13 protein-coding genes, 2 tRNA genes and 3 rRNA genes are annotated in these 19,427 nt (G+C 56.7%); 10 read left to right on the top strand and 8 right to left on the bottom strand.

Annotation, left to right across the window (positions count from 1 at the left end; all coding sequences use genetic code 11):
- Positions 1-6: 6 nt before the first annotated feature.
- Positions 7-570: an FMN reductase gene (msuE, locus tag NL123_RS20785; protein WP_058426944.1), complete on the bottom strand. Its 564-nt coding sequence runs from the start codon at positions 568-570 to the stop codon at positions 7-9.
- A 401-nt stretch (positions 571-971) separates the two neighbouring features.
- Here msuE and NL123_RS20780 point away from each other — a divergent pair, with 401 nt between their 5' ends.
- The 3 genes from NL123_RS20780 (at position 972) to NL123_RS20770 (ending at position 4,494) form a co-directional block, all read left to right on the top strand.
- Positions 972-1,241 carry a hypothetical protein gene (locus tag NL123_RS20780; protein ID WP_028615811.1) on the top strand — a complete coding sequence of 90 codons (270 nt, stop codon included), beginning with the start codon at positions 972-974 and terminating at the stop codon, positions 1,239-1,241.
- Between the two features lie 234 nt (positions 1,242-1,475).
- Positions 1,476-2,636: a cysteine desulfurase family protein gene (locus tag NL123_RS20775; protein ID WP_494356248.1), complete on the top strand. Its 1,161-nt coding sequence runs from the start codon at positions 1,476-1,478 to the stop codon at positions 2,634-2,636.
- 49 nt (positions 2,637-2,685) lie between these two features.
- Positions 2,686-4,494 carry an aminopeptidase P family protein gene (locus tag NL123_RS20770; protein WP_248487390.1) on the top strand — a complete coding sequence of 603 codons (1,809 nt, stop codon included), beginning with the start codon at positions 2,686-2,688 and terminating at the stop codon, positions 4,492-4,494.
- A 46-nt stretch (positions 4,495-4,540) separates the two neighbouring features.
- Here NL123_RS20770 and NL123_RS20765 read toward each other — a convergent pair whose 3' ends face one another.
- The 4 genes from NL123_RS20765 to rhtA form a co-directional block, all read right to left on the bottom strand.
- Complete coding sequence (locus NL123_RS20765; protein ID WP_248487392.1) at positions 4,541-5,131, bottom strand: 2-hydroxychromene-2-carboxylate isomerase; 591 nt, start codon at positions 5,129-5,131, stop codon at positions 4,541-4,543.
- Between the two features lie 36 nt (positions 5,132-5,167).
- Entirely contained in the window at positions 5,168-5,899 is a 732-nt protein-coding gene (locus tag NL123_RS20760) for an SDR family oxidoreductase (RefSeq protein ID WP_248487394.1), read from the bottom strand.
- Between the two features lie 109 nt (positions 5,900-6,008).
- The gene (locus NL123_RS20755; RefSeq protein WP_248487396.1) at positions 6,009-6,290 is read right to left on the bottom strand and encodes a hypothetical protein; all 282 of its coding nucleotides are present in this window, start codon (positions 6,288-6,290) and stop codon (positions 6,009-6,011) included.
- A gap of 164 nt (positions 6,291-6,454) precedes the next feature.
- On the bottom strand, positions 6,455-7,342 hold the full coding sequence (rhtA, locus tag NL123_RS20750; protein ID WP_494356247.1) for a threonine/homoserine exporter RhtA: 888 nt from the start codon (positions 7,340-7,342) through the stop codon (positions 6,455-6,457).
- A gap of 697 nt (positions 7,343-8,039) precedes the next feature.
- Between rhtA and NL123_RS20745 the strand changes: the two genes are divergently transcribed.
- The 6 genes from NL123_RS20745 to mrdA all read left to right on the top strand — a co-directional run bounded on the left by NL123_RS20745 (position 8,040) and on the right by mrdA (position 15,362).
- Positions 8,040-9,576, top strand: a 16S ribosomal RNA gene (locus tag NL123_RS20745).
- 82 nt (positions 9,577-9,658) lie between these two features.
- A tRNA-Ile gene (locus NL123_RS20740) sits at positions 9,659-9,735 on the top strand.
- A 30-nt stretch (positions 9,736-9,765) separates the two neighbouring features.
- Positions 9,766-9,841, top strand: a tRNA-Ala gene (locus NL123_RS20735).
- Positions 9,842-10,090: 249 nt separating this feature from the next.
- Positions 10,091-12,982: ribosomal RNA gene (locus NL123_RS20730) — 23S ribosomal RNA — on the top strand.
- 155 nt (positions 12,983-13,137) lie between these two features.
- Positions 13,138-13,253: ribosomal RNA gene (gene rrf, locus NL123_RS20725) — 5S ribosomal RNA — on the top strand.
- The 16S, 23S and 5S rRNA genes sit together here with 2 tRNA genes alongside, the layout of an rRNA operon.
- Before the next feature lie 216 nt (positions 13,254-13,469).
- Positions 13,470-15,362, top strand: coding sequence for a penicillin-binding protein 2 (gene mrdA / locus NL123_RS20720; protein ID WP_494356246.1), 1,893 nt, complete (start codon positions 13,470-13,472; stop codon positions 15,360-15,362).
- Here the strand turns inward: mrdA and NL123_RS20715 are convergent, their stop codons facing one another.
- Positions 15,363-15,764 carry a GFA family protein gene (locus NL123_RS20715; protein ID WP_248487402.1) on the bottom strand — a complete coding sequence of 134 codons (402 nt, stop codon included), beginning with the start codon at positions 15,762-15,764 and terminating at the stop codon, positions 15,363-15,365. It abuts the gene before it with no gap.
- Between the two features lie 97 nt (positions 15,765-15,861).
- Between NL123_RS20715 and NL123_RS20710 the strand changes: the two genes are divergently transcribed.
- Complete coding sequence (locus NL123_RS20710; protein WP_248487404.1) at positions 15,862-16,329, top strand: SRPBCC family protein; 468 nt, start codon at positions 15,862-15,864, stop codon at positions 16,327-16,329.
- Positions 16,330-16,373: 44 nt separating this feature from the next.
- Here NL123_RS20710 and NL123_RS20705 read toward each other — a convergent pair whose 3' ends face one another.
- A complete protein-coding gene (locus NL123_RS20705) occupies positions 16,374-16,961 on the bottom strand; it encodes a hypothetical protein (RefSeq protein ID WP_494356245.1) in 588 nt (195 codons plus the stop codon).
- An 87-nt stretch (positions 16,962-17,048) separates the two neighbouring features.
- Positions 17,049-19,259: a TonB-dependent receptor gene (locus tag NL123_RS20700; RefSeq protein WP_494356244.1), complete on the bottom strand. Its 2,211-nt coding sequence runs from the start codon at positions 19,257-19,259 to the stop codon at positions 17,049-17,051.
- Positions 19,260-19,427 lie beyond the last annotated feature (168 nt).

The raw sequence follows: 19,427 nt of genomic DNA, 5'->3' as shown, positions 1-19,427 counted from the left end.
CAATCCTTAAGCGATTTTCAGCAGAGAGGGGGAGTGCGCGGCAAACAAAGGCGCTGCGCGTTCTGCCGCCAGTTGAATACGGGCTTTCAGCAATTCGCTGGTTATCTGGTAGTCGGTGAAGTCGGCTTCGGTGGCGTACACACCGATCGGCAGGGTCAGGGCTTGGAAGAAGCTGAACAGCGGGCGCAGTTGATGATCGAGGACCAGCGCGTGGCGTTCGCTGCCGCCGGTTGCCGCCAGAAGCACGGGTGTATTGATCAGCGCATTGAGGCCGACCAGGTCGAACAGATGCTTGAGCAGTCCTGGGTAGGAGCCGCGATAGACCGGTGCGGCGACGATCAGCAAATCGGCCTGTTCGATGGCCAACAGTTGCGCTTCGACTTCTGCCGGCAGTTCATCACGGGACAGCGCACCACCCAGCGGCCTGGCGATATCGCCCAGCTCGATCAGGGTGGCCTGGATCGGCAGCAAGGTCGCCAACTCAGCCAGCACCGCCTGGGTCAACACCAGGGTACGGGACGGGCGCCAGGTTCCGCCGGAGAGGGCAACGACATTCAGGGGACGGGTCATGAACAGTTCCTTTTTCAACAGTGGTTCATAGCAGGTGGAGTGCAACCGCTTGAGCAAGAGCTGTACCAACGGGTGCAGGCCTTGATTGACGTGGGTTGCAGGCTCACTGCTGAAAAATGCCGGTGTTGGCTGCCTGGTGATTTGTTGATTGGCTGTTGCCAGGGCAACAGTTGCGTGGGCAACAGTGCCAGGGCGGTGTAGCACCCGTTATAGAGGGTTGTATTTATTCCGTAAATGAACGTATTTCCATATTTATAGATCATAAAGAAATATAAAAGGCACTGCTATCGAAGGTGCCTTGGCGGTTGATAGCAACTATCAAGGCAGGTGATTTTTCACCGTGAAAGGGCGGGAGTAGCCTGTGTTCATTGACTCGAAACCTCCTTTGCAGGGCCACCGCCATGAACCGATTCCTCGCTGTTTCCTTATTGATTGTCAGCTCAGTCCTTGCCGGATGTGCGACCCATCCTTCGCCTGAATTGCGTCCCTACACCGCGGAAGAAACCAAACAGTTGGCCCTGGAGGCATTGAGCCGTCGTGGTTTGTCGTTTGACGAATATCAACAGCAGCGTGCCGCACTGACCGGCCAGCCACAGAAACCCTTCGGATTTGATCGCCAGGGCGAAATGAACGCCGAACGCAGCGTGACCCTGCATGGTCGTCCCAGTTGAATCCGCGCCCAGCGGCAAAAAAGCCCGAGGTTATCCACAAGGATCCTCGGGCTTTTTGTTTTCCATGGGGCGACTTCAGCCTGTTAAGCTGAATTTCAGGAGCGTTCCTACGCACATTTACATAAAGTGGTCCTTCTTTAATGGCATGTGATCGGTTAAACCTGACGACCTCTGTCCCGGTCCGTGCCCCTGAGACGCTGCTCTCGGGAACCTGCTCTGCGAGTTTCTAACGTCATGAATAAACGTCCGTTGTATTTCGACTACGCCGCCACCACCCCGGTGGATGAGCGGGTCATCCAGGTGATGGTCGAGTGTCTGGGCTTCAATGCCAATTTCGGTAACCCCGCGTCCAGTTCCCACGCGTTCGGCCAGGCGGCCCGGCAAACGGTTGAACAGGCGCGTCGCCAGGTGGCCGAACTGGTCGGTGCCAACCCCGAACAAATCGTCTGGACCTCCGGTGCCACCGAGTCCAACAACCTTGCGATCAAGGGCGTGGCCCAGGCGCGGGGCGTGGCGGGTGGGCATATCATCACCAGCCAGATCGAACACAAGGCCACCCTGGATACCGCGCGACAATTGCAGGAAGCCGGTGTGGCTGTGACCTACCTGGTGCCGGACGCCGATGGCTTGATCAGCGCCGAGGCCGTCAGCGAAGCCTTGCGTGAGGACACCTTCCTGGTGTCGCTGATGCTGGTGAACAACGAACTGGGCACCCTCAACGATATCCCCGCCATCGGTGCCCGCGTGCGTGAACACGGCGCGTTGTTGCATGTGGATGCGGCGCAGGGTGCGGGTAAGGTGGCGATCGATCTGGCGCAGTGGCCGGTGGATCTGATGTCGTTTTCCGCGCACAAACTGTATGGCCCCAAAGGTATCGGCGCGTTGTATGTCGGGCCACGGGCGCAGCAGAAAGTCCTGGCGCAGATTCACGGCGGCGGCCACGAAGGTGGCTTGCGTTCCGGCACCCTGGCGACCCATCAGATTGCTGGCATGGGCACCGCGTTCGCCTTGGCGGCGGCGTCTTTCGCTGAAGAAAAGGCGGTGATCGTGGCTCTGCGCCAGCGCCTGCTTGACCAGTTGGATTCGGTGGCTGGTGTGCGCCTCAATGGCAGCGCTACACAGCGTATTCCACATACCCTGAGCCTCACGTTCAGTGAAGGCGAATTCAACGCCGCTGCGTTGAGTGCAGGGATCGCGTTTTCTGCGACCTCGGCCTGCAATTCGGCCAGCAATGCACCGTCCCATGTGCTGCTCGCCCTGGGCCATGATGCGCGTAGCGCCAGCCGCACCATCCGCTTGAGCCTCGGCCGGTTTACCACCGAGCAGGATATCGACCAGGCGGTACAACTGATCAAGGCGGCCCTCGCCAGTGCACCGGCGTTCTGGGCGGTCTGATTCATCTATCGCAACACATAATAATTATTCGTGGTTAGCAGGAGACACAATGAGTACGCAGCCCTTGACCCATGGAACGGTTCCCCAGCGCCTGGCGCATACCCGTGAACTGATGAGCCGCGAGGGCATTCACGCCCTGCTGGTGCCGTCGGCCGACCCGCACTTGTCCGAGTACTTGCCGGGTTACTGGCAGGGGCGGCAGTGGCTGTCGGGGTTTCATGGCTCGGTGGGAACGCTGATTGTCACTGCGGATTTCGCCGGTGTGTGGGCCGATAGCCGTTACTGGGAACAGGCGACCAAGGAACTCAAGGGCAGCGGCATCGAATTGGTGAAGCTGCAGCCGGGCCAACCCGGCCCGCTGGAGTGGCTGGCCGAGCAAACGCCGGAAGGTGGCGTGGTGGCGGTGGATGGTGCGGTCATGGCCGTGGCTTCGGCGCGTACCCTGGGCGGTAAGTTGGCGGAGCGCGGCGCGCGCTTGCGTACCGATATCGACCTGCTCGATGAAGTCTGGCAAGACCGTCCGGCATTGCCGAACCAGCCGATCTATCAACACCTGCCACCGCAGGCTACTGTCAGCCGTACTGAAAAACTCGCTTCGCTGCGTGCTGCCTTGAAAGAGAAGGGCGCCGACTGGCATTTCATCGCGACCCTGGATGACATTGCCTGGCTGTTCAACCTGCGTGGTGGTGACGTTTCGTTCAACCCGGTGTTTGTGTCCTTTGCGTTGATCGATCAACAACAGGCCACTCTGTTTGTGGCGCTGAGCAAAGTCGACGCCGAATTGCGGGCTGTGCTGGGGCAGGATGGCGTGACCCTGCGCGACTACAGCGAGGTTGCGGGTGCATTGCGCGCGGTGCCGGCGGGCGCCAGTTTGCAGGTCGACCCGGCGCGCGTTACCGCGGGTTTGCTGGAGAATCTCGATGCCGGCGTCAAGCTGGTCGAAGGCCTCAACCCGACCACATTGGCCAAGTCCCGCAAGAGCCTGGCCGACGCGGAACATATCCGTCAAGCCATGGAACAGGATGGCGCAGCGCTGTGTGAATTCTTCGCGTGGCTGGACAGTGCGCTGGGCCGTGAACGCATCACCGAATTGACCATCGACGAACACTTGACCGCTGCGCGTACCCGCCGCCCTGGTTATGTGTCGTTGAGTTTCAACACCATTGCGGCCTACAACGCCAATGGCGCGATGCCGCATTACCACGCCACTGAAGAAGAACACGCATTGATCGAAGGCGATGGCCTGCTGCTGATCGATTCGGGTGGCCAATACCTGGGCGGCACTACGGACATTACGCGGATGGTGCCGATCGGCACGCCGAGTGACGAGCAGAAGCGTGACTGTACCCGGGTGCTCAAGGGCGTGATTGCCTTGTCCCGTGCCCATTTTCCGAAAGGGATCCTGTCACCGCTGCTGGATGCGATTGCCCGCGCGCCGATCTGGGCGGAAGGCGTGGACTACGGTCACGGTACTGGCCACGGTGTAGGTTATTTCCTCAATGTGCATGAAGGTCCGCAAGTGATTGCCTACCAGGCGGCCACTGCGCCGCAAACGGCGATGCAGCCAGGGATGATCACCTCCATTGAACCGGGGACTTACCGTCCGGGGCGTTGGGGCGTGCGGATCGAGAACCTGGTGTTGAACCGTGAAGCGGGCAAGACCGAGTTCGGTGAGTTTCTCAAGTTCGAAACCCTGACCTTATGCCCGATCGACACGCGCTGCCTGGAGCCATCGTTGCTCACGGCCGACGAGCGCCAGTGGTTCAACGCTTACCACGCTGAGGTGCGCACGCGTTTGAGCCCATTGCTCAGTGGTGCAGCGCTGGAGTGGTTGCAGGTACGCACTGCGGCTATCTGATTACCTGCTAGGCAGTAACGTGCCAGGGCGTTTTGGCCATCAAGCTCTAACTCAACGCTTCGCGCACAAATTCCAGACGGTCCTGACCGAAGAACAGCTGGTTGCCTACAAACATACTGGGGGCACCGAACACGCCGCGTTGAACGGCCTGTTCGGTGTTGTCCTTCAGGGCAGTCTTAACGGTTTCGTCATTGGCCAAATTCAGGATTTCATTGGCGGCAAATCCGTATTCAGTGAGTACGGCAGCCAGGACGGCGGGGTCTCCCAGGTGACGGCCTTCGACCCAAAAGGCATGGAACAGGCAATCAACGAAGTCCAGGAAACGTTCAGGCTGGTGTAATTGGATGCCGGTGACCGCTCGCATCAACACCAGCGTATTGATGGGGAAGTGCGTGTTGAACCGGAGCGGTACGTTGTAGCGCCGGGCGTAACGCGCCAGGTCATCAAGCATGTAGCGACCCTTTGCAGGAACGGTGATTGGAGAGGCGTTACCGGTGGCCTTGAACACGCCGCCCAATAACATGGGTTTATACACAAGCTGTGTATCGGTTGCCGTGCACAATGCCGGTAGCTGGGTGTAGGCCAGGTAGGTGGCGGGGCTGCCCAGGTCAAAGAAGAATTCCAGGGTTTTACTCATGGTCGATGCTCGCTGCTTATTGTTATAGGGGCGTGCTTACCAGGGTTCATTCCAGGGGCGCAGGTCCAGTTCAAAGGTCCAGGCATCGCGTGGCTGGCTGTGGAGGTGCCAATAGTTATCGGCGATATGCTCAGGGTTGAGGATGCCGTCCTGGTCCTTGAGTGCGTATTTCTGCGGGAAGTTGTCGCGAATGAAGTCAGTGTCAATGGCGCCATCGACCACGACATGGGCGACATGGATGTTCCTGGGCCCCAGCTCCCGCGCCATGCTTTGCGCGAGCGCCCGAATGCCGTGCTTGGCCCCGGCGAATGCAGCAAAACCTGCGCCGCCGCGCAACCCTGCGGTGGCGCCCGTGAACAGGATGGTGCCTCGATTACGCGTGACCATCCGCCTTGCCACTTCGCGTGCATTTAGGAAGCCGGAGAAGCAGGCCATTTCCCAGATCTTGAAATACTTGAGCGCAGTTTCTTCCAGGATGCTGCACGGCACATTGGCGCCGATATTGAATACAAAGGCTTCGATCGGGCCCAGCTCGGTTTCGATCTGTTCGATCAGCGCGATGACGTCTTCTTCTTTACGCGCATCGCAGGCAAACCCATGGGCTTCACCGCCAGCGGCGTGAATACTCTCGATAAGGGGCTGCAACTTATCGGCGCTGCGGCGGGTGACACAGGCCACGTAGCCTTCGCGGGCAAAGCGTTTGGCAATGGCGCCGCCGGTTGCATCACCCGCGCCCACTACTAATACGATTTTTTTGTTGTGCGTCATGGGACCTCCCTCGGCTCGATGATCGAGCAAGAGTTTAGACGCCGTGTGGTGAAGGGTAGGGTTTGTATCTGGATTTAATAGGAGCAGTCAGAGATGACTGCTCAGGCGATTACTTGCAGATAACGATCATGCTGCGGCTGGTGTAGCCGGCAGGGTTGAGGCCGAAGGGGTAGTCCCCAGGCTCCTCGGAGTTGTCACCGGACTTTGCGATTACTCGGTAGCCCTTGGCGCCACAGGCGTTGGTCGCACTGGTGTAGCACTGCTCCCAGGAAGAGGACAAGCCGGAACAGTTGATATGCAGCCCTTTTTTGCCACGTTTCACTTCTGTCTTGGTGGTCGCGGCACAACCAGCAACGGCCATGACCATTAACAGTATCAAAATTCGCTTCATTCCTATCCTTAATAGCCGCCTTGCAATGCCAGAGGCCGGCTCTACTCGCTCTCGGGTGTAGCGTTCGCGCTGTCCTTGTCGAAGTTCTCCATGATTGACATTCGTTTGCGGCCTAAACATGGCCTAAATGTGCGGTAAATACCAGAGCTACATTCAAACAGACTTCAATCCGAGGCAACCAAAGGCTTTGGCTCACTGCGCATCGTCACCGTGGCACCTACGGAGGCCAGAATGATGCAAGTGATTGCCAGCCACTGAGCGAGCGATAAGTGCTCGTGCAGGAATAACAGGCCGGAGAGCGCGCCGAAAGCCGGCTCGATGCTCATGAGGGTGCCGAAGGTGCGCGCGGGGAGGCGCGTCAGTGCGACCATTTCCAGGGTGTAAGGCAGGGCGGTGGACAGAATGGCGACGCCGATGGCGATCGGGATTAGCGCGGGAGTCAGCAATGCGCTACCAGCATGGACGATGCCAATAGGCGCAACAAACAATGCGGCGATCATCACCCCAAGGGCGGCGGTCTGGACCCCGTTGTCATTCCCTGCTTTCTGGCCATATAGAATGTAGAGCGCCCAGCACACGCCTGCTCCCAGCGCGTAGGCTGCCCCCAGCAAGTCGATACCGCCGCTGGCCTCGCCCATCGGGATCAACAAGAGAAGGCCGATGATGGCGAGGGCAATCCACAGGAAGTCGACCGCGCGCCGAGAGGCGTAGATGGCCACCGCGAGGGGGCCGGTGAACTCCAGGGCGACCGCAATCCCCAGGGGCACGCTGCGCAATGACATATAGAAGAGAAAGTTCATGCCACCCAACGCCATCCCGTAGACGATGACGGTGCGTAAGGACTTGGAGGTCAGGTTGGCGCGCCACGGGCGTAACAGCAGCAGCATGATCACGCTGGCGAAAATCAAGCGCAGGGTTGTGGTGCCTTGTGCGCCAACGATAGGGAACATGCTCTTGGCCAGCGAGGCGCCGGACTGGATGGAGGCCATGGCGATCAACAGCAGGCCGACAGGGAACAGTGTCGAGGCCAGTCTGCGGGGGGAGGTGGTCATTGGGGTATTCGTCCGAAGTCATATATAGAGAAGCAAGGGCGCTATGATGCTCAACTGTTTAGTGTTGAGCAATATATTGCTCAACTATCCTTTTTAATGCGTCATACAGGGCGAATTTTGAGCGTTTCCGGTTCTTTGATAGAAAAAGCAAATTAAGGGTTGACGGCAGATTCTGGAAGTCTATAATTCGCCCCACTTCCGGCGCAGTCGAAACGGAAAACTCCTTGGTAAACAAAGAGTTACGCAGAATTCGACAGCGACTTGCTTCAGTTCATCGAAGCCCAGAAGGAGTTGGTAGAGCAGTGTTGTCTGGCTCTATTAACGTTTCGATCCTCTCGGTCGAAAGCGGAGAAAAAGAGGTGTTGACAGCAGCGTGTAACGCTGTAGAATTCGCCTCCCGCTAACGAGAGATCGGAAGCGCAAGTGGTTGAAGTTGTTGAAGAAATCTTCGAAAACTTCTGAAAATAATCACTTGACAGCAAATGAGGCTGCTGTAGAATGCGCGCCTCGGTTGAGACGAAAGATCTTAACCAACCGCTCTTTAACAACTGAATCAAGCAATTCGTGTGGGTGCTTGTGGAGTCAGACTGATAGTCAACAAGATTATCAGCATCACAAGTTACTCCGCGAGAAATCAAAGATGTAACCAACGATTGCTGAGCCAAGTTTAGGGTTTCTTAAAAACCCAAAGATGTTTGAACTGAAGAGTTTGATCATGGCTCAGATTGAACGCTGGCGGCAGGCCTAACACATGCAAGTCGAGCGGTAGAGAGAAGCTTGCTTCTCTTGAGAGCGGCGGACGGGTGAGTAATGCCTAGGAATCTGCCTGGTAGTGGGGGATAACGTTCGGAAACGAACGCTAATACCGCATACGTCCTACGGGAGAAAGCAGGGGACCTTCGGGCCTTGCGCTATCAGATGAGCCTAGGTCGGATTAGCTAGTTGGTGAGGTAATGGCTCACCAAGGCGACGATCCGTAACTGGTCTGAGAGGATGATCAGTCACACTGGAACTGAGACACGGTCCAGACTCCTACGGGAGGCAGCAGTGGGGAATATTGGACAATGGGCGAAAGCCTGATCCAGCCATGCCGCGTGTGTGAAGAAGGTCTTCGGATTGTAAAGCACTTTAAGTTGGGAGGAAGGGCAGTTACCTAATACGTGATTGTTTTGACGTTACCGACAGAATAAGCACCGGCTAACTCTGTGCCAGCAGCCGCGGTAATACAGAGGGTGCAAGCGTTAATCGGAATTACTGGGCGTAAAGCGCGCGTAGGTGGTTTGTTAAGTTGGATGTGAAATCCCCGGGCTCAACCTGGGAACTGCATTCAAAACTGACTGACTAGAGTATGGTAGAGGGTGGTGGAATTTCCTGTGTAGCGGTGAAATGCGTAGATATAGGAAGGAACACCAGTGGCGAAGGCGACCACCTGGACTAATACTGACACTGAGGTGCGAAAGCGTGGGGAGCAAACAGGATTAGATACCCTGGTAGTCCACGCCGTAAACGATGTCAACTAGCCGTTGGAAGCCTTGAGCTTTTAGTGGCGCAGCTAACGCATTAAGTTGACCGCCTGGGGAGTACGGCCGCAAGGTTAAAACTCAAATGAATTGACGGGGGCCCGCACAAGCGGTGGAGCATGTGGTTTAATTCGAAGCAACGCGAAGAACCTTACCAGGCCTTGACATCCAATGAACTTTCTAGAGATAGATTGGTGCCTTCGGGAACATTGAGACAGGTGCTGCATGGCTGTCGTCAGCTCGTGTCGTGAGATGTTGGGTTAAGTCCCGTAACGAGCGCAACCCTTGTCCTTAGTTACCAGCACGTAATGGTGGGCACTCTAAGGAGACTGCCGGTGACAAACCGGAGGAAGGTGGGGATGACGTCAAGTCATCATGGCCCTTACGGCCTGGGCTACACACGTGCTACAATGGTCGGTACAGAGGGTTGCCAAGCCGCGAGGTGGAGCTAATCCCATAAAACCGATCGTAGTCCGGATCGCAGTCTGCAACTCGACTGCGTGAAGTCGGAATCGCTAGTAATCGCGAATCAGAATGTCGCGGTGAATACGTTCCCGGGCCTTGTACACACCGCCCGTCACACCATGGGAGTGGGTTGCACCAGAAGTAGCTAGTCTAACCTTCGGGAGGACGGTTACCACGGTGTGATTCATGACTGGGGTGAAGTCGTAACAAGGTAGCCGTAGGGGAACCTGCGGCTGGATCACCTCCTTAATCGACGACATCAGCTGCTCCATAAGTTCCCACACGAATTGCTTGATTCATTGAAGAAGACGATAAGAAGCAGCCCGAAATTGGGTCTGTAGCTCAGTTGGTTAGAGCGCACCCCTGATAAGGGTGAGGTCGGCAGTTCGAATCTGCCCAGACCCACCAATTTTGTGTGGGAAACGCCTGTAGAAATACGGGGCCATAGCTCAGCTGGGAGAGCGCCTGCCTTGCACGCAGGAGGTCAACGGTTCGATCCCGTTTGGCTCCACCACTACTGCTTCTGAAAGTTTTGAAAGCTTAGAAATGAGCATTCCATCAAGGTGATGGTGAATGTTGATTTCTAGTCTTTGATTAGATCGTTCTTTAAAAATTTGGGTATGTGATAGAAAGATAGACTGAACGTTACTTTCACTGGTAACGGATCAGGCTAAGGTAAAATTTGTGAGTTCTCTTAGTTGAGAAATTCGAATTTTCGGCGAATGTCGTCTTCACAGTATAACCAGATTGCTTGGGGTTATATGGTCAAGTGAAGAAGCGCATACGGTGGATGCCTTGGCAGTCAGAGGCGATGAAAGACGTGGTAGCCTGCGAAAAGCTTCGGGGAGTCGGCAAACAGACTTTGATCCGGAGATGTCTGAATGGGGGAACCCAGCCATCATAAGATGGTTATCTTGTACTGAATACATAGGTGCAAGAGGCGAACCAGGGGAACTGAAACATCTAAGTACCCTGAGGAAAAGAAATCAACCGAGATTCCCTTAGTAGTGGCGAGCGAACGGGGACTAGCCCTTAAGTGGCTTTGAGATTAGCGGAACGCTCTGGAAAGTGCGGCCATAGTGGGTGATAGCCCTGTACGCGAAAATCTCTTAGTCATGAAATCGAGTAGGACGGAGCACGAGAAACTTTGTCTGAATATGGGGGGACCATCCTCCAAGGCTAAATACTACTGACTGACCGATAGTGAACTAGTACCGTGAGGGAAAGGCGAAAAGAACCCCGGAGAGGGGAGTGAAATAGATCCTGAAACCGTATGCGTACAAGCAGTGGGAGCAGACTTTGTTCTGTGACTGCGTACCTTTTGTATAATGGGTCAGCGACTTATTTTCAGTGGCGAGCTTAACCGAATAGGGGAGGCGTAGCGAAAGCGAGTCTTAATAGGGCGTCTAGTCGCTGGGAATAGACCCGAAACCGGGCGATCTATCCATGGGCAGGTTGAAGGTTGGGTAACACTAACTGGAGGACCGAACCGACTACCGTTGAAAAGTTAGCGGATGACCTGTGGATCGGAGTGAAAGGCTAATCAAGCTCGGAGATAGCTGGTTCTCCTCGAAAGCTATTTAGGTAGCGCCTCATGTATCACTGTAGGGGGTAGAGCACTGTTTCGGCTAGGGGGTCATCCCGACTTACCAAACCGATGCAAACTCCGAATACCTACAAGTGCCGAGCATGGGAGACACACGGCGGGTGCTAACGTCCGTCGTGAAAAGGGAAACAACCCAGACCGTCAGCTAAGGTCCCAAAGTTATGGTTAAGTGGGAAACGATGTGGGAAGGCTTAGACAGCTAGGAGGTTGGCTTAGAAGCAGCCACCCTTTAAAGAAAGCGTAATAGCTCACTAGTCGAGTCGGCCTGCGCGGAAGATGTAACGGGGCTCAAACCATACACCGAAGCTACGGGTATCACGTAAGTGATGCGGTAGAGGAGCGTTCTGTAAGCCTGTGAAGGTGAGTTGAGAAGCTTGCTGGAGGTATCAGAAGTGCGAATGCTGACATGAGTAACGACAATGGGTGTGAAAAACACCCACGCCGAAAGACCAAGGTTTCCTGCGCAACGTTAATCGACGCAGGGTTAGTCGGTCCCTAAGGCGAGGCTGAAAAGCGTAGTCGATGGAAAACAGGTTAATATTCCTGTACTTCTGGTTATTGCGATGGAGGGACGGAGAAGGCTAGGCCAGCTTGGCGTTGGTTGTCCAAGTTTAAGGTGGTAGGCTGAGATCTTAGGTAAATCCGGGATCTTAAGGCCGAGAGCTGATGACGAGTTACCTTTTAGGTAACGAAGTGGTTGATGCCATGCTTCCAAGAAAAGCTTCTAAGCTTCAGGTAACCAGGAACCGTACCCCAAACCGACACAGGTGGTTGGGTAGAGAATACCAAGGCGCTTGAGAGAACTCGGGTGAAGGAACTAGGCAAAATGGCACCGTAACTTCGGGAGAAGGTGCGCCGGTGAGGGTGAAGGACTTGCTCCGTAAGCTCATGCCGGTCGAAGATACCAGGCCGCTGCGACTGTTTATTAAAAACACAGCACTCTGCAAACACGAAAGTGGACGTATAGGGTGTGACGCCTGCCCGGTGCCGGAAGGTTAATTGATGGGGTTAGCTAACGCGAAGCTCTTGATCGAAGCCCCGGTAAACGGCGGCCGTAACTATAACGGTCCTAAGGTAGCGAAATTCCTTGTCGGGTAAGTTCCGACCTGCACGAATGGCGTAACGATGGCGGCGCTGTCTCCACCCGAGACTCAGTGAAATTGAAATCGCTGTGAAGATGCAGTGTATCCGCGGCTAGACGGAAAGACCCCGTGAACCTTTACTATAGCTTTGCACTGGACTTTGAATTTGCTTGTGTAGGATAGGTGGGAGGCTTTGAAGCGTGGACGCCAGTTCGCGTGGAGCCATCCTTGAAATACCACCCTGGCAACTTTGAGGTTCTAACTCAGGTCCGTTATCCGGATCGAGGACAGTGTATGGTGGGTAGTTTGACTGGGGCGGTCTCCTCCTAAAGAGTAACGGAGGAGTACGAAGGTGCGCTCAGACCGGTCGGAAATCGGTCGTAGAGTATAAAGGCAAAAGCGCGCTTGACTGCGAGACAGACACGTCGAGCAGGTACGAAAGTAGGTCTTAGTGATCCGGTGGTTCTGTATGGAAGGGCCATCGCTCAACGGATAAAAGGTACTCCGGGGATAACAGGCTGATACCGCCCAAGAGTTCATATCGACGGCGGTGTTTGGCACCTCGATGTCGGCTCATCACATCCTGGGGCTGAAGCCGGTCCCAAGGGTATGGCTGTTCGCCATTTAAAGTGGTACGCGAGCTGGGTTTAGAACGTCGTGAGACAGTTCGGTCCCTATCTGCCGTGGACGTTTGAGATTTGAGAGGGGCTGCTCCTAGTACGAGAGGACCGGAGTGGACGAACCTCTGGTGTTCCGGTTGTCACGCCAGTGGCATTGCCGGGTAGCTATGTTCGGAATAGATAACCGCTGAAAGCATCTAAGCGGGAAACTAGCCTCAAGATGAGATCTCACTGGAACCTTGAGTTCCCTGAAGGGCCGTCGAAGACTACGACGTTGATAGGTTGGGTGTGTAAGCGCTGTGAGGCGTTGAGCTAACCAATACTAATTGCCCGTGAGGCTTGACCATATAACACCCAAGCAATTTGACTACTCTAACGAGCATCAGATTGCGGTGTGTGAAGACGAAATGAACCGAAAGTTCGACGTTCACAAAACACCGAAAGCTGTCACATACCCAATTTGCTGAAGCGAGGCACAGGCCACGACTCAGTACCCGAATTTCTTGACGACCATAGAGCATTGGAACCACCTGATCCCATCCCGAACTCAGTAGTGAAACGATGCATCGCCGATGGTAGTGTGGGGTTTCCCCATGTGAGAGTAGGTCATCGTCAAGATTAAATTCCAGAACCCCTGATTGCTAACGCAGTCAGGGGTTTTGTTTTGGGCGGTCGAAAACTCAAGCGCTACTCATCCTCGATAAATACCGTACCGTTGGGGAAATCGATGCAAAGTGTTTCTGCATTTTTGGTATGGTGCAGCACATTTTCACAGGGATTGATTTTTCACCCGCAGGACGCGGCGTCGACCTTCTTCAACGAGATGCTGTAGAAATGCCTGAACCGATACCCATCAAAGATCACGAAAAAGAAAACCGCCTGGTCAACAAGCGCCTGCTCGCCTGTGCGCTGCTGGTGATTGGCATTTCCTGCGCCCTGGTGGGGCGCATGTACTTCCTGCAGGTCGTGCAGTTCGACTATCACTCCACGATTTCCGAAAACAACCGCGTCCACGTATTACCCATCACGCCGACGCGTGGGCTGATCTACGATCGCAATGGCGTCGTGTTGGCCGACAACCGGCCTAGCTATAACCTGACCATCACCCGAGAGCGCACCACCGACCTCAAGGGGGAGCTGGACGCCATCGTCAGTTTGCTGCATCTGCCCGCCGAGGATCGCGCGGTGTTCGACAAGGCGCTGAAGCAGGCACGCCACCCCTTTGTCCCTGTGACATTGTTTTACGAGCTGACCGAAGAGCAGATCGCGCTGCTGGCGGTGAACGAGTTCCGTCTGCCAGGGGTTGATGTAGAACCTCAGTTCGTTCGCCACTATCCCCTGGGCGCCCACTTTGCGCACTCCATCGGTTACGTGGGACGGATCAACGAGAAAGAATCCAAAGCCCTCGATTCGGTTGAGTACCGCGGCACTCAGTCCATCGGCAAAACCGGCATCGAGCGCTTCTACGAGTCCGAGCTGCATGGTCACGTAGGTTATGAAGAGGTCGAGACCAACGCCCAGGGCCGTGTGCTGCGTGTGCTCAAGCACACCGATCCGATCCCCGGAAAAAACATCGTACTGAGCCTCGACGTCCACCTTCAGGAGGCGGCGGAAGAAGCCTTGGGCGATCGCCGTGGCTCGGTGGTTGCCCTCGACCCACAAACCGGCGAAGTGCTGGCCATGGTCAGCAAACCGAGTTTCGACCCTAACTTGTTCGTCACCGGGATCAGCTTCAAGGAATATGCCGCGCTGCATGACTCCGTCGACCGGCCACTGTTCAACCGCGTCCTGCGCGGGCTCTATGCGCCGGGCTCGACCATCAAACCGGAAGTCGCCATCGCCGGCCTCGACAGTGGTGTCGTCACTGCACAAACCCGTGTGTTCGATCCCGGTTACTACCAACTGCCGGATTTCGACCACAAATACCGCAACTGGAACCACAGCGGCGACGGCTGGGTCGACATGGACGCCGCCATCATGCGCTCCAACGACACCTACTTTTATGACCTGGCCCACAAGCTGGGCATCGATCGCCTGCACGACTACCTGGCTGAATTTGGCCTGGGCCAGAAAGTGTCGCTGGACATGTTTGAAGAGTCAGCCGGCTTGATGCCTTCCCAGGCCTGGAAGCGCGCCACTCGCCGCCAACCCTGGTTCCCAGGCGAGACCGTGATCCTCGGCATCGGCCAGGGCTACATGCAGGTCACACCGCTGCAACTGGCCCAAGCCACCGCCCTGATCGCCAACAAAGGCGTGTGGAACCGACCCCGCTTGGCCAAGACCATTAACGGCGTGCCACCGGTGGATGAAAACCCTATGCCCAATGTGGTCCTCAAGGACCCACGTGATTGGGAGCAGGTCAACCATGGCATGCAATTGGTGATGCACGACCCACGCGGCATCGCCCGCGCTGCCGCACAAGGCGCGCAATACCGCATCGCTGGCAAGAGTGGTACCGCACAGGTGGTCGCGATCAAGCAGGGCGAGCGTTATAACCGTGAAAAGACCCTGGAGCGCCACCGCGACAACGCGTTGTTCGTCGGCTTTGCGCCGGCCGAACACCCGAAAATCGTGATTTCGGTGATGATCGAAAACGGTGAAGCCGGCGGCCGGGTTGCTGGGCCGGTCGTGCGCCAGATCATGGACGCCTGGTTGCTCGACCAGGAAGGTCACTTGAAGCCGCAATATGCGACGCCCGCCAAAGCACCTGGAGACCCGAAGGTTTAATCAGGCTTTCCACTCGTCCCATTGCTCTACGCCTTCATAGGCAAGCCAGGGCACATCATGGGCCGTCCAGATGTGCGTGGTGGGCCTGACGCCCGGATCATCATCCAGCGTCGCTACCCGCACGATGACGTGCGGTTGATGCCCACGTTCTGCCATCAGGTGTGAGCCGCAACGCGAACAGAAATGCCTGAGCTTGCCCGGCGACGATTCGAAAGACGCCAGCAGCTCCACGCCCTGGGTCCAGCGAAAGTGTTCGCGCATCACGCCGGCTGTCGCGACAAATGCCGCTGCATGCACCTTGCGGCAGCTCTCGCAGTGGCAGTGGCTGATCGGCATGTCCAGACGCCTCACCTGGTACCGCACGCCCTTGCAGAAGCAACTTCCATTCAATGGGTCAGTCATAACGTAATTGCCGGTAAGGAAGGGGCCATCATCATTGCTTACAATCCTAGGTTGCGCATTGGTCGATGTCGCCTACTGTCAATGGAGGAGGTGACTTATGCATGTATTGGATCGAATCGAACGGAAAGTCCTGCTCAACGCTTCACGTAGACAGGTGTGGGAAGCCCTCACTGATGCCGAGCAATTCGGCCATTGGTTTGGTATCGCCCTCGAAGGCAAGGCCTTTGTTGCCGGGCAAGCCATCGAGGCACCTATCACCTATCCGGGTTATGAACATGTGATCTGGAAGGCCAGGATCGAACGCATTCTGCCGCAAACGCTGTTCTCTTTCTGGTGGCACCCCTTCGCGGTCGAGGCGGGCGTCGACTACGACCAGGAAACCCCGACACTGGTGGAGTTTACCGTTGAAGACCGTGCACCGGGCATTCTGCTGCGGGTGGTCGAGTCCGGCTTTGACGCGGTGCCCGAAGCACGTCGGCAAAAGGCCTTCAAGATGAACTCACGCGGGTGGGACGAGCAAATGGGCAACATCGAAAACTACCTGAGCCAGGCCCGACAGGCTTGACCCCAGCGGGCACCATGCGTGATGCCCGCCTCTTTGCACCGTACTTAGCTTTCGTGATCGGTGGTGATCTCCAAGGTGTCGGTAAAGGTTACCAGGACACTCTGCCCGACTTTCAGGTCTTTGAGGCCGGCGCGAATCTCCGGTTTCTCCACATTCAACACCTTCGTCGCACCGGCAGGGTTCTCCAGGGTGACCTGGTTTTTCTTCAGGTCGATATGGGTGATCTTCAGTTGCACCTGCACCTGGCGGAAAGCTGCACCGCCTGGGTTGGGATTGTCGGCGGTGGCGCGGATCACGCCGGTTTTTTCGCTGGCATCCGGTGGGCTCTTGTCCACATCGGTGTCCAGCACCGCCGCAACCGAGTGAGTGGTCAGCACCTTGACCTGGTCACCGACCTTGAGGTTGCCCAGGTCCTTGGCGGCATCGGTAAGTTGCACATGCACTTCACGCCCCTCGGCACCGGCCAGCACCACCTGATGTTTGGCCGCATCGACGGCCAATACTTTTGTAGTAACTTCATCGGCTTCCAGGGATTTGGACAGCGGGATATCGACGGCGTGAGCGATCAGGTTGCCGGCGGACAGAAGGGTGGCCAGGGCAATCGCCTGGCGCAGGGAACGGGATAGCTTCATTGAAGGGACTTCCATGTGAGAGGAGCCCTGAGTCTAGTGGTGAGTCAGCGATGCGCAAATTCGCTGACTCACCTTGGTGTAACGCGTTTAGAAGTCCACAGTCGCCGAGAACTTGGCAATACGTGGGTCGCCCTGGCTCAGGAAACCGCCCTGGGCCGATTCCCAGTACTTCGCGTTGGCGACGTTCTCCACGGTGGCGCCGAGGGTGACATCACGCTGGGCCACCTTAAAGTTGTAGCGCGCGCCCACGTCGAAGCGGTTCCACGTCGGCAAGCTCAAGTTGTTGGCGGCGTCGGCGTACTGCCCGCCTGTGCGCAACCAGCGGCCATTGAGGGTTACGCCTTGCAGGCCAGGTACATCCCACTCCACATCGGCGTTGAGCTGGAACGAAGGTACGCCGATTGCGCGGTTACCGTCATTGGCGCCGTTTTGCGTGTCCTTGAGTTCGGTCTTCATCACCGTCACACCTCCCAGCAAACGTAGGCCGCTGAGGGGTTCGCCGAAGACGTTCAGTTCTACGCCTTTGTTGATTTGCTGGCCTTCACGCACATAGCGCGCTGTAGTCGCATCGATGACCTGAACGTAGCCGGCGCCAGGCTGTTCGATACGGTATACACCCAGCGTTGCGCCATAGGTGCCCATGTCCACTTTCACACCCGCTTCGATTTGTTTGGAGCGAGCAGGCGCAAACGCCTGGCCGCCGCCGATGATCGTCCGGTTGCCCGAGTTGACCGGCGACGTCGGGCCTTGCGCCAGGCCTTCGATGCGGTTGGCGTAGAAAGACACGTGTTGCCACGGTTTGAACACCAGGCCGTAGACTGGCGTGGTAATTGACTCGTCATAGTTGGAAGTGCGCGTACCGCTCATGTAGTTGTAAGCCTGTACCACCATCTGCTGGCGGCGCGCGCCCAACGTGACCAACAGACGGTCATCGAAAAAGCCCAGGGTGTCGGACACCGCTGCGCTGCGCACGAATGTTTTGCCTGTAATGGTCGGGTCGCTGAAATCAGTGCCTGGCGTATTGCGCGGGTTGTTCAGGGTGGGCGGAGCGCCGGTCACAGGGTCGTAGATGTTGGTTCGGGTAGCCGTCGACGAGGCGTTGAACACATAGGCATTGCGTGCTTGAGTCCAGATACCGGCCAGGCCAAAGTTGAGTCGATGGCTCAAAGGGCCGGTCTGGAAACTGCCGTTCAACCCGCCCATTAAGCTGCGGTTGTCTTCTTCGTGGGCGATGGTCGAGCGGCTTGCCAGGGCATTACCGCTGTTGTCAGTCAGCGTGACCGACGAGTAGCGCCCCATTTCCCGGGTGTGCTTGGCACCGCCTGCTGCATAGGCCGTCCAGTTGTCGTTCAGGTCATACTCGGCGCGCAGCATCCCCAAGGTGTCTTCGAGGTTGGTGCTGCTCCAGCTCGGCGCGTAGTTGGTGTCGGCCGAAGGCGCATCCGGCACATGGGTGGCCGTGCCCAGGAATACCGAGTTACGCCCGCCATTGATGTGCTGCTTCTGATACACAAAATCACTGGACAGGCGCAACGCATCACCGCGGTAGTCCAGGCCCACGGTGAACAGCTTCGAGCGCTGATTTTCATCATCGATGCCGGTATCGCCTTCGCGCTGGGACAGGTTCACGCGTGCACCAAACTGGTTGTCCTCGCCGAAGCGCTGGCCAATATCCAGATGCTCGCCCACCCGGCCATCGCTGCTGATATCGGTACTGAAGCGACGCAGTGGCAGGTCATCGGCGCGCTTGGGTTGCAGGTTCACACCGCCGCCAATCCCCGAGCCGGTCGGTGTCACACCATTGATGAAAGCATTCGGCCCCTTGAACACTTCCACACGCTCCAGGGCGTCGGTGGACATAATCTGACGCGGCAGGATGCCGTACAGGCCGTTGAAGGACATGTCGTCACCGGCGAGCGGCAGACCTCGGATCATGAACGTCTGTGCCTGGTTGGCATAGCCAGACGCCTGGCGCACCGACGAATCATTAAGCAGTACATCGCCGATCGTTTCGGCCTGCCGGTCGCGAATCAATTTCTCGGTATAGGAGGACATGCTGAACGGCACGTCCATGATGTCCTGGTTACCCAGCACCCCCAACTGAGCGCCACGTGCCACCTGGCCGCCAGCGTATACCGGGGGCAGGGCGCCTGGCGCAGGGGCGTCGGCGCTGATAGTGGTGGCGCCCAGTTCCAGCGTGCCGGTTTCCTGGCTAGCGTGAGCCGAGAGGCTCAGGGAACAGCACAGGGCGAGCAGGGTGGGGCGATACGGCACAGCGAATGGGATACGGGCGGGCATGGTCGATCCTGACGGTGAACCGTCAATGGTGAGGGAAAGGGCAACGATGGTTGCGCTTCCTCACTGCGCGGATACAACCCCGGTGCGAATGATAGTAATTATTATTAACGTCGTGCAACAATTTTGTGAGATTAAGGTCTGCGCGCATCGATGCCGAGTAGAATCACG

This window comes from Pseudomonas sp. FBCC-B1565 (assembly GCF_059133265.1).
The sequence above is the reverse complement of the archived record's forward strand: the minus strand, read 5'-3'. Positions and strand labels throughout refer to the sequence as shown.

Coding starts and splice junctions, on each gene's coding strand:
- msuE (WP_058426944.1), bottom strand. CDS start 570: ATGACCCGTCCCCTGAATGTCGTTGCCCTCTCCGGCGGAACCTGGCGC.
- NL123_RS20780 (WP_028615811.1), top strand. CDS start 972: ATGAACCGATTCCTCGCTGTTTCCTTATTGATTGTCAGCTCAGTCCTT.
- NL123_RS20775 (WP_494356248.1), top strand. CDS start 1,476: ATGAATAAACGTCCGTTGTATTTCGACTACGCCGCCACCACCCCGGTG.
- NL123_RS20770 (WP_248487390.1), top strand. CDS start 2,686: ATGAGTACGCAGCCCTTGACCCATGGAACGGTTCCCCAGCGCCTGGCG.
- NL123_RS20765 (WP_248487392.1), bottom strand. CDS start 5,131: ATGAGTAAAACCCTGGAATTCTTCTTTGACCTGGGCAGCCCCGCCACC.
- NL123_RS20760 (WP_248487394.1), bottom strand. CDS start 5,899: ATGACGCACAACAAAAAAATCGTATTAGTAGTGGGCGCGGGTGATGCA.
- NL123_RS20755 (WP_248487396.1), bottom strand. CDS start 6,290: ATGAAGCGAATTTTGATACTGTTAATGGTCATGGCCGTTGCTGGTTGT.
- rhtA (WP_494356247.1), bottom strand. CDS start 7,342: ATGACCACCTCCCCCCGCAGACTGGCCTCGACACTGTTCCCTGTCGGC.
- mrdA (WP_494356246.1), top strand. CDS start 13,470: ATGCCTGAACCGATACCCATCAAAGATCACGAAAAAGAAAACCGCCTG.
- NL123_RS20715 (WP_248487402.1), bottom strand. CDS start 15,764: ATGACTGACCCATTGAATGGAAGTTGCTTCTGCAAGGGCGTGCGGTAC.
- NL123_RS20710 (WP_248487404.1), top strand. CDS start 15,862: ATGCATGTATTGGATCGAATCGAACGGAAAGTCCTGCTCAACGCTTCA.
- NL123_RS20705 (WP_494356245.1), bottom strand. CDS start 16,961: ATGAAGCTATCCCGTTCCCTGCGCCAGGCGATTGCCCTGGCCACCCTT.
- NL123_RS20700 (WP_494356244.1), bottom strand. CDS start 19,259: ATGCCCGCCCGTATCCCATTCGCTGTGCCGTATCGCCCCACCCTGCTC.